Origin of the sequence: Arthrobacter sp. Cr_A7 (genome assembly GCF_029222765.1) — a bacterium.
Classification (GTDB): Bacteria; Actinomycetota; Actinomycetes; order Actinomycetales; family Micrococcaceae; genus Arthrobacter.
Genome location: NZ_JARHXQ010000314.1, coordinates 1 through 7,170, shown reverse-complemented (window position 1 = coordinate 7,170; position 7,170 = coordinate 1). Strand labels below are relative to the sequence as shown.

Genomic DNA, 7,170 nt, shown 5'->3' with positions numbered 1-7,170 from the left:
CCCGAATTATTGCTGCTCCCAAGAGCTTTCTTCCGGGCTTCCCCGAAGCAACTCAAATATCTTAGAACAGCAATTCCGAAAATTCCAAATCGGGAATATTCGGTGTGTTTCCGCGGATCTACTCGGTCTCGGAGGCGGCCGTGGCCTTGGCCGAGGCGTCGTCACCCAGCTGGAGGTCCACCACGGGGCAGTCCTTCCAGAGGCGTTCCAGGGCGTAAAACACGCGGTCTTCTTCATGCTGGACGTGGATGACCAGGTCCGAGTAGTCCAGCAGGACCCAGCGGCCACCGGAGCGGCCTTCGCGGCGCACCGGACGCAGGTCCTGCTTGGCCAGCTCCTCCTCAATGCCGTCCACAATTGCATTGACCTGACGTTCGCTTGGCGCGGATGCGATGAGGAAGACGTCGGCCAGCGCCAGGCGCTCACTGACGTCCAAGGCAACGATGTCCTGGGCGATCTTGTCCGCGGCGGCCTTGGCGGCAGTGCGGGCTATGGTGATGGATGAATCTGATGCAGTCACGGGACTCCTTGTTGGTTTAAAAAGTATTGGTGCTGACCGGTCAGCTGGACATGCCGCTGATGATCAGGAAAATGCCTGAGATGAGCGCCACGAGGCCGAACAGCAGGATGCAGAGCTGCAGGATCCGGTTCCGCTTGGCCCGGGCAAGCCCGGCGGTGGCCGCATCCAAAGGATCGAGTCCGTAGGCCGAGCTGGCCGGAACCCTGGGCAGATCCTCCACCAGGCCCTCTGACGGGTTCTCGGGAAAGACCACCGGTTTGGGGCGGGTGGCTGCCCTGGCAGCAGCTTCCGCCCGGGCGATAACCTGCGAACGGCCCGATGCGGCGTCTGCCGCGGCAGCATTCGGGCGGCTGGCGGGGCGCCGCTTGCCGGCACCTCCCGGCTGGGACTTAATTCCCGGCTGGGCTTTTGTATCGGGCTGGACCTTTGAACCCGGCCGTGTGGTGACGGGGACATGGGAAGTTGCCGGCGGTTTCATGACCGGACGGTCGACGCCCGGCACCTGCACAAACTCCAACGGGGTCACCATTGCCAGGTTGTTGGCCGTTGAAGGCGCGGGCCGGTCCTTGGCTCCGGGTTCCCTGCCGGGTGCCGCGGGTGTTCCTGCCTGTTCGGCCAGCTTCTGCTTGGCCAGGGCCCGGCGGTTCATGACGGCGGCACGTTCGGCCAAGGCAATCTGTTCCGCGAGGATGTCCGGATCGACCGCTTCCGGATCCAGGGAAGCGATGTGCTCCATCTTGGCGATCTGGTTCTTTGCCTGCTCGGCGATGAGTGCCCGCGCCTGCAGTGCCTGCTCAACAGTCATCCCGTCGGGGACCCCGGAACGGGACCCGGATGTGGCATTGGCTGTAGCGGCGGTGCTCTTGGCGGTGGGACCGGCAGTTTTCGCGGCTGGCTTCTTTTCCGCTGCCGCCGGAGAGGACTGCGGGGATCCGGCGGCCAAGGGTCCGGCAGCCGGACCGTTTTGTGCCGGCGTACCGCCCTGTATCGACGTACCGGCCTGTACCGACCTACCGGTCTGGACTGAGGGGCCGCCTGCGGGCGGCACGATGGGGTTGGCCGCGGTCAGCGCCTGTTCCTTGAGCTGCTGCAGCCTGAGCTGGCGCCGGGTAGGGGCACCGCCGGTGGCGAGCTGGCCTTCTTTTTCTTCCAGTTCCTTGATGGTGCGCAGGGCTGCACGGTCCCGGGCGCGGATCTGTGACGACCGCTGGGTGTGGGTCTGCTCGGGGGCGGGGCTGGAGCCGCGGCCCGGCTGCCCGGCGGCCGGTTGGCCTGCCGCGCCAGGGGTGGCAGGCTGCTTCGCGGCCGGCTGCGGTGCGGCCGCCTGCGGTTGTGGGGCCTGCGGTTGTGGGGCCTCCGGTTTATGGGCAGGGGAAAGCTGGTCCGTGCCTGTGGACACGGACGCCTGCTGGGCATCCCTGGCCTTCCGGAGTTCCCGGCGGCTGCGGATGGGGGGCTGTTCCTGACTCATTGAGAACTCATTCAGTACTGGCTGGTTCACGTGCTTCGGAAGTAAACTCATTCCCGCTCGCCGGCGCATGGGCATAGAGACCGTACTTGGCGATGTACTGGACCACGCCGTCCGGCACCAGGTACCAGACGGGGTTGTTCGCTGCAACGCGGGTCCGGCAATCCGTTGACGAGATCGCCATGGCCGGAACCTCGAGGAGGCTGACGTCGTCCCGTCCCATGCCGTCCAGGACATGGCCGGGCCGCGTCACACCCACGAAATGGGCCAGCGACCACAGTTCATCGATGTCCTTCCACGACAGGATCTGCGCCAGCGCGTCAGCCCCCGTGATAAAGAACAGGTCGGCGTCCGGGCGCTGCGCCCGCAGGTCACGCAACGTGTCAATGGTGTACGTGGGGCCGGGCCGTTCGATGTCCACCCGGCTCACGGTGAACCGCGGATTGGAGGCGGTGGCAATGACGGTCATGAGGTACCGGTGCTCGGGCTCGCTGACCTGTTTGTGGGACTTCTGCCACGGCTGGCCGGTGGGGACGAAAACCACTTCGTCCAAATCAAACTCGGCAGCCACTTCACTGGCTGCGACCAGGTGGCCGTGATGGATGGGATCAAACGTCCCACCCATCACGCCCAGCCGAAGCCTGCCGTTGGCACCACTGTGGTGCAGAACGCGGGAAATGTTAGTGGCCCTGCCCGTGATCGTGCTTGTTGGGGTGCTGGCGGTGCGGGTCCGCGTGCTCCTCAGTGGCAGCGTGGCGGTTGCCCAGGTTGGAGTAGGACAGGGTGACGAACATCAGCACCAGCAGGATGGCGAAAATGACGATGCCGAAGACCCACGGCTCAGCCCACAGCGGCGCGAGTTCGTGTTCTTCGCCTTCGGCGATGGTCGTGGCGATCTGCTGGAACAGCATTTTCTCCCCTAGGGTTCAAAGGTTTATGGCAGCGGAAGTTCCCGCTGCTTTCTGGCGTTCGGTCTATGTTACCGCGTTGCTACCCGCGGACCTGGCCCTCGCCCTGCACGATCCACTTGGTGGTGGTGAGTTCGGTCAGCCCCATGGGGCCGCGGGCGTGCAGCTTCTGAGTGGAAATGCCCACCTCGGCACCCAGGCCCAGTTCGCCGCCGTCGGTAAAACGGGTCGATGCATTGACGATGACAGCCGCGGAATCCACTTCCGCGATGAACCGTTCGGCGTTGGAGAGGTCGTTGGTGAGGATGGCCTCGGTGTGGCCGGTGGACCACGTGCGGATGTGCTGAACCGCTTCATCCAGGCTGTCCACCATGGCCACGGCCAGGTCAAGGTTCATGTACTCGGTGCCCCAGTCCTCGTCGGTGGCCGGTTCCGCCTCAATGGATGCGGGCAGGGCGGCGCGGATGCGGTCATCGGCGTGCAGCCGTACGCCGGCCTTGCTCAGGGCTGCGGCAACGGCCGGCAGGACAGTGGATCCGGAGTGGACCAGAAGGGTCTCCACCGTGTTGCAGACACTGGGCCGCTGGGTCTTGGCATTGAGCAGGATCTCAACGGCCATCTCCTCATTCGCCGATTCGTCGATGAAGATATGGACGTTGCCCTCCCCCGTCTCGATGACGGGCACGGCGGAATTGGTGACCACTGTCTGGATGAGGTCGCGGCCGCCGCGGGGAATCAGCACATCAACCCTGCCGCGGGCGCGCATGAGCACGTTCGCGCCGGCCCTGCCGTACTGGTCCACGGTCTGCACGGCGTCGGCAGGCAGTCCCACGGACTCCAGCGCTTCGCGCAACACCCGGACAAGTACTTCGTTCGTGGCCTCAGCCGCGCTGCCGCCGCGCAGGATCACGGCATTGCCGCTCTTGAGTGCCAGCCCGGCGATGTCCACCGTGACGTTGGGGCGCGCTTCGTAGATGGCGGCCACCACGCCCATGGGAACGTTGACCTGGCGCAGGCGCAGGCCATTGGGGAGGGTCTGGCCGCGGACCACGTTGCCCACGGGGTCGGGCAGGTTGGCAAGGTTTTCCAGCGCAGCCACCAGCCCGGCGATGCGGGCCTCCGTGAGCGTGAGCCTGTCCAGCATGGCGGCGGACGTTCCGTTGGCTTTTCCGGCAGCTACGTCCTTGGCGTTGGCAGCAAGGATGGCCTGCGTGTTCTCCTGCAGGGCATCTCCCACGGCGCGCAGGGCGCGGTCCTTCCAGGACCGGTTGGCCATGGCGATCCGGCGGGCAGCCTGGCGGGAACGGTCGGCGATGGCGTGGACTGCCGCTTCGACGTCGGCATCGGACAGCGGGACGTCAGCTGATACCGGCACTGCTGCGGGGGCTGGCTGCTGCGTCTCGGACGCGGCAGCAGTGTCTCCGGAGGTGTGAGCAGTTGTGTGGATCAGGGCCTCAGTCATGTTTCAAGTTTAGGCGAGGGTGGAGCTCAGACCAGCACCAGGTCATCAACATGAACAACTTCACGGTCATAGCCGCTGCCGAGTTCCTCGCCAAGGTCCCGGGTGGACCGGCCCAGCATGCGGGGCAGCTCCTCCGAGGAGTAGTTCACGAGGCCGCGGGCAACCACGGTTCCATCGGCACTGACGATCTCGACGGCGTCGCCCGCCTCGAAGTCGCCGTGCACGGCGGAGATGCCTGCCGGCAGCAAGGACGTCCGGTGGTGCCGCACGGCCTTAACCGCACCATCGTCGAGGACCAGACGGCCCTGGACCGAGGCGACATGTGCCAGCCAGAGGAGGCGGACGGGCTTCCGGGCCCCGTTGACGGCGAACCAGGTGCCCACGTCCTCGCCGTTGAGTGCAGCTGCCGCATTGGGCGTGGAGGTGACGACGGCATGGATGCCCGAGCCGGCGGCCATGGTGGCGGCTTCGACCTTGGTGAGCATTCCGCCGGTGCCGACGCCCGCCTTGCCGGTTTTTCCGATGGACACGCCCTCGAGGTCGTGGGCGCCCTCAACCAGGGGGATCCGTTTCGCGCCCTGGGAAGGCGGACCGTCGTAGAGGGAGTCGACGTCGGACAGCAGCACCAGCGCATCGGCCCGCACCAGGTGGGCCACCAGGGCCGCGAGCCGGTCATTGTCGCCGAAACGGATCTCGTGCGTGGCCACCGTATCGTTTTCGTTCACGACGGGGACAACGCCGAGGTTCAGCAGCCGGTCCAGGGCACGGAAGGCGTTGGTGTGCTGGCTGCGCCGCATCAGGTCCTCGGCCGTGAGCAGCACCTGGCTGACCGTCACGCCGTGGGCGCCGAACGCGTGGGTGTAGCGCGCCATTAGCAGGCCCTGCCCCACACTGGCCGCCGCCTGCTGGGTGGCCAGGTCGCGGGGCCGCTTGGCCAGGCCCAAAGGTGCCAGGCCCGCGGCGATGGCGCCGGAGGAGACCAGGATGATCTCCGTTCCGCTGTTGCGCTTGGCCGCCAGGGCGTCCGCCAGGGCGGTCAGGGATTCCTCCGAGATGCCGCCCTTGATGCTGGTCAGTGAGGAAGAGCCCACCTTCACCACGATCCGGCGCGCGTTGGCGAGCACACTCCGGTCCACGAACCGCAGGGTGGGATCCGTGGCGACCGCCCTAGAGGTCATCGTCCGCTTCCAGTCCGCTCTCCTTCAGGGGCTTGGCCACACGCCGTCCGCTGACGGACTCCGTCCAGATGCCGGCCTTCCGCTCTGCCTCGAGCTCGGCGCGGGCTGCTGCCTTGGCATCCCGGCGCTCCTGCTGCTCTTCGCGCTTCTGGCTGCGGGTGGGCCGATCGCCGATATCGGCGAAACGGACATCGGTGCCGCGGGGTGACGCCAGCAGTTCGGCGCCGGCCATCATGGTGGGCTCCCAGTCGAAGACGACGCCGTCGTCCTCGCCGATCACCACGGTGTCGCCGGGCTTTGCGCCCTGCTTGAACAGCTCGGTCTCCACGCCGAGCTTGGCCAGCCGGTCGGCCAGGTAGCCGATGGCTTCCTCATTGGTGAAGTCGGTCTGCTTGACCCAGCGCACGGGCTTTTCGCCGAGGACGCGGAACAGCGGCTCGAGGCCCTTCTCCTCACGGCGGATACGGAACCCGGACTCGTTGACGGCGCGCGGACGCAGGACGGCCGGCTGCACCTTGGGCGGTGCGGCCGCCACGGCGTCACGGGCCGCCTGGACGATCTCGGCCATGGCGAAGCCCAGCTGGCGCAGGCCTTCGTGGCTGGTGGCGGACACTTCGAAGACGCGGTAGCCGCGGGATTCCAGTTCCGGACGGACGAAGTCTGCCATGTCCTTGCCGTCAGGCAGGTCCACTTTGTTCAGCGCCACCAGGCGGGGGCGGTGGTTCAGGGGGACCACTTCGCCGTCCTGGCCGGCGTAGCTCATATCCACGGCGTACTTTTCCAGCTCGGCCTCAATGATGGCCAGGTCCGAAAGCGGGTCGCGGTCCGATTCCAGGGTTCCGCAGTCCAGGACGTGGACCAGCGCGGCGCAGCGCTCCACGTGGCGCAGGAAGTGGTGGCCCAGGCCCTTGCCCTCGCTGGCACCCTCGATCAGTCCGGGGACGTCGGCGATGGTGAAGCGGACATCGCCCGCCTGGACAACGCCCAGGTTGGGAATGAGCGTGGTGAACGGGTAGTCCGCGATCTTGGGCCGGGCAGCCGACATCGCGGCGATGAGGCTTGACTTGCCGGCGGACGGGAAGCCCACCAGGGCGATGTCGGCAATGGACTTCAGTTCCAGGACAATGTCGCTGGATTCGCCTTCGATGCCCAGCAGGGCGAAGCCGGGGGCGCGGCGCTTCTGGGAGGACAGGGCAGCGTTGCCGAGTCCGCCGATCCCGCCGGCAGCGGCGACGTATTCGGCGCCTTCGCCGACGAGGTCCGCCAGGACCGTTCCGTCCTTGGACTTGACCACGGTGCCGTCGGGCACGGGCAGGATGAGGGTCTCACCGTTCTTCCCGCCGCGCCAGTCACCCATACCGGGGCCGCCGTTGGTGGCGTGCCGGTGGGGGGCGTGGTGGTAGTCAAGAAGGGTGGTGGTCTGGTGGTCCACGCGCAGGATGACGTCGCCGCCATTGCCGCCGTTGCCGCCGTCGGGACCGCCCAGGGGCTTGAACTTCTCGCGGTGGACGGAGACGCACCCGTGGCCGCCGCTACCGCCGGATACGTGCAGTACTACCCGGTCTACAAAGCTGGCCACGTGGATCTCCTCAGTGCTGTTTTTCGAGACGCCCCAAGGCGCCAAATCGATTGTA

The 7,170-nt window shown here is 66.7% G+C and carries 7 protein-coding genes; all 7 read right to left on the bottom strand.

What is annotated here, in order from left to right:
• Positions 1-118: 118 nt before the first annotated feature.
• Entirely contained in the window at positions 119-520 is a 402-nt protein-coding gene (rsfS, locus tag P2Q66_RS19220; protein WP_079596318.1) for a ribosome silencing factor, read from the bottom strand.
• Between the two features lie 40 nt (positions 521-560).
• The gene (locus P2Q66_RS19215; RefSeq protein ID WP_275730704.1) at positions 561-1,991 is read right to left on the bottom strand and encodes a hypothetical protein; all 1,431 of its coding nucleotides are present in this window, start codon (positions 1,989-1,991) and stop codon (positions 561-563) included.
• Positions 1,992-1,998: 7 nt separating this feature from the next.
• Positions 1,999-2,622, bottom strand: a complete 624-nt coding sequence (gene nadD / locus P2Q66_RS19210; RefSeq protein ID WP_258868585.1) for a nicotinate-nucleotide adenylyltransferase — start codon at positions 2,620-2,622, stop codon at positions 1,999-2,001.
• Between the two features lie 46 nt (positions 2,623-2,668).
• Entirely contained in the window at positions 2,669-2,899 is a 231-nt protein-coding gene (locus P2Q66_RS19205; RefSeq protein ID WP_079596321.1) for a hypothetical protein, read from the bottom strand.
• Positions 2,900-2,978: 79 nt separating this feature from the next.
• Entirely contained in the window at positions 2,979-4,358 is a 1,380-nt protein-coding gene (locus P2Q66_RS19200) for a glutamate-5-semialdehyde dehydrogenase (RefSeq protein WP_275730702.1), read from the bottom strand.
• Positions 4,359-4,384: 26 nt separating this feature from the next.
• Positions 4,385-5,536, bottom strand: a complete 1,152-nt coding sequence (proB, locus tag P2Q66_RS19195; RefSeq protein ID WP_275730701.1) for a glutamate 5-kinase — start codon at positions 5,534-5,536, stop codon at positions 4,385-4,387.
• Positions 5,526-7,115, bottom strand: a complete 1,590-nt coding sequence (gene obgE, locus P2Q66_RS19190; RefSeq protein ID WP_115525824.1) for a GTPase ObgE — start codon at positions 7,113-7,115, stop codon at positions 5,526-5,528. Before obgE ends, proB begins: the two co-directional genes overlap by 11 nt.
• Between the last annotated feature and the right edge of the window lie 55 nt (positions 7,116-7,170).